General features: G+C 61.0%; 1 protein-coding gene. It reads left to right on the forward strand.

The genetic code is table 11. From position 1 onward, the window contains the following. Nucleotides 1-2,072, forward strand: a 2,072-nt coding sequence (gene glgP, locus AC5LBQ_RS09570; protein WP_493265331.1) for an alpha-glucan family phosphorylase, incomplete at its 5' end; no start/stop codon positions are given. Nucleotides 2,073-2,568 lie beyond the last annotated feature (496 nt).

Here is a 2,568-nt window from a genome sequence, read left to right on the forward strand (position 1 = left end):
ATGCGCAAGCCCAAAACCGCCATGTTGAATACGTTGGGATCCCCACCCTCGTACGTTTCCGCACCCTGTATGCCCAAGTATGGGTCGCAAAAGTCGGCCGCATCGCCCTGCTGATGATGGACTCTGACGTTGCCAAGAACGATGAGGCCGCCCGCTTGGTGACCGACCGACTCTACGGCGGGTCGAAAGATCATCGGATGGAACAGGAACTGTTGCTCGGCGTGGGCGGGGTGAAGGCCCTGCGCGCCTACAGCCGCTTGACCGGCGCGCCGACCCCCGAGGTCTATCACTGCAACGAAGGCCACGCCGGATTCATGGCGGTGGAACGTATCCGCGAGCTGATGACCGGCGAGGAACACCTCGACTTCGGCACGGCTATCGAAGCGGTGCGTTCCGGCACGCTGTTCACCACCCACACACCGGTTCCCGCCGGTATCGACCGTTTTGACCGGTCCTTGGTGCAACGTTACCTGGCGCCAATCGAGATTCCCGGGGTGACGACCGACCAGCTGCTGGCTCTGGGTGCGGAAACGTACGAGGGTGGGGATCCCAACGTATTCAACATGGCGGTTTTGGGCTTGCGCATGGCGCGGATGGCCAACGGTGTGGCCCAGCTGCACGGCAAAGTTTCGCGCGGCATGTTCCACCAGCTATGGCCTGGATTTGATGTCTCCGAGGTGCCCATCACCTCTATCACCAACGGTGTACACGGTCCGACCTGGACTGATGGCCGTTTGGCGCAGTTGGCTCGCGGGCACCAGGATCCCGGCGAGCACGTCAACACCTACCGGTGGGTGCGTCCGCCCGAGGAAGGCGGCGTCAGCGATGAGGAACTCTGGGAACTGCGCCGTGAACTGCGTGAACAGCTGGTTCACGATGCTCGCCGGCGGGTGCGCGAATCCTGGCTGGAACGCGGGGCATCCCCGGCCGAGCTGGATTGGACGAATAAAATCCTCGACCCTGACGTCTTGACCATTGGTTTTGCCCGCCGCGTGCCGACTTACAAGCGTCTGACACTGATGATTAATAACCCGGAGCGGATGGCGGCCATTTTGACGAATAAAGAACGTCCGGTCCAAATCATCGTGGCTGGGAAATCCCACCCGGACGATGAACAGGGCGTCAGCCTGATTCAGCGCCTGGTGGCTTTCGCTGACCAGTACGATGTGCGCGACCGCATCGCTTTCCTGCCCAACTACGACATGGACATGGCCCAAACCCTGATGCCCGGCGTGGACGTGTGGCTGAACAACCCGCTGCGTCCCTTGGAGGCCTCCGGGACTTCCGGCATGAAGTGCGCCATCAACGGCGCTTTGAACCTGTCCATCCTGGACGGCTGGTGGGACGAAATGTATGACGGCCGCAATGGCTGGGCCATCCCCACTGCTGACGGGGTCGACGACCCGGAGCGCCGCGACGCTATCGAGGCCGAAGGCCTGTATAACCTCATCGAGAACACGGTCGCCCCGCGCTTCTACGATCGAGACGCGAACGGGATTCCGCGCAACTGGATGGAAATGGTGCGCCACACGCTGGCGACCTTGGGTCCGCGTGTCCAGGCGCAGCGCATGGTCAGCGAGTACGTAGAAAACCTCTACACCCCGATTGCTGCTTCCAGCCGGGTGCTGAACAGCACTGGTCATCAAGAGGCTCGTGACCTGGCGACTTACAAGGCGCGGGTACGTTCGGGCTGGAATCAGGTCGCGGTGAAGCATGTCGTCTCCAAGGTTGGTGACGTTGCGACCGTGGGGGATAGTGCCTCATTCTTTGCTGATGTCCAGCTGGGGAACCTGCGTCCCGAGGATGTTGAGGTGCAGCTGCTGCTGGGCCGTGTCACGACCAACGACGACCTGTCCGGCTTTGAGGTCCTGGCGATGCAGGCAGAACGCGAAGAAAACGGCGTGGTGTCCTACCGCTTGGAGACCCGGCTGAACAACGCCGGCCCGCTGGGTTACCAAGTTCGCGTGGTGCCGAACCATCCGCTGATGGCCGGTTACACCGAACTGGGCCTGGTGACCAACGCCGAGCGCGCCGCCGATAACCCGGAGACGCACTACTTTTTCGGTAGCTAAATTCGCCGGGTTTTTGCCCGAATTTGCCCGGTCGGCTGGGATTCCCAGCCGACCGGGATTTTTCTATGGCTGCAGGCTTTGAGCCGTGGTTCGTGGGGTAAGTCCGCGAGGTTTGGCGGCGTTCGGGGGGATGCCTCTCAGTCGCAGAGATACTTGGAAAGCTTCGCTTTCCGTGCCGCTTCCTGGACTTTGGCAATGCAAGCGAGCTTGCGCTGCCAAAAGTCTGCGTCGCGGTGGTCTCCCGTTCTGTTTTTCTAAGCGGGCAAGCCGCTAAGAAAAACTACGAACACCCATATGCTCCTTCGAGGTCCCCCCTCCACCACCGCCCTCGCGTATCTGAGCGAGTATGTAAAATGCCGGCAAAATCCGGAGTACAGACGCTGGATTTCGGGCGCGAGAACCCGAGACTACTCGCCGGGTTGTGCCTAAAGGGGGAGAATAGCCGGGTAGCTGCCATTATTGGCAGCTACCCGGCTATTTTCCCCTTATAATCCAC

The sequence above is a fragment of the Mobiluncus sp. genome (assembly GCF_985070215.1).